1 protein-coding gene is annotated in these 408 nt (G+C 60.0%); it reads left to right on the top strand.

The window, feature by feature from the left end; genetic code table 11:
* On the top strand, positions 1-408 hold a 408-nt coding region (locus tag FGE05_RS29960; protein ID WP_176563050.1), incomplete at both ends, for an immunoglobulin-like domain-containing protein.

Below are 408 nucleotides of genomic sequence, written 5' to 3'. Positions count from 1 at the left end.
GACCTTGAGCGCCAGCGAAACCATCACCGAAGGTGGTTCGATTGTTTACACCGCCACCCTGACCAACGCCGCTCAAACACCAGTCACCGTCACACTGAGCAACGGTTCGGTCATTAATATCGCTGCTGGCGAAACCACCGGCACCATTGCCGTCGAGACATCGCCCAACGACGTCTACAACAACGGCAGCACCGTCAGCACCACCATCACCAGTGCGACCGGCGGCAACTTCGAGAATCTGGTACCAAGCACCACGCCTGCGGTTACCACGATCACTGATTCGGTGGACACCACTGGCCTGACCCTGAGCGCCAGCGAAACCATCACCGAAGGCGGCCAGATCACCTATACCGCGACGCTCACCAACGCGGCGCAAACGCCAGTGACCGTGACGCTGAGCAACGGCTC

It is taken from the genome of Pseudomonas sp. ICMP22404, from assembly GCF_006227205.1.
GTDB lineage: Bacteria > Pseudomonadota > Gammaproteobacteria > Pseudomonadales > Pseudomonadaceae > Aquipseudomonas.
Note: the sequence above shows the minus strand (reverse complement) of the source record. Positions and strands in the feature narration are given on the sequence as shown.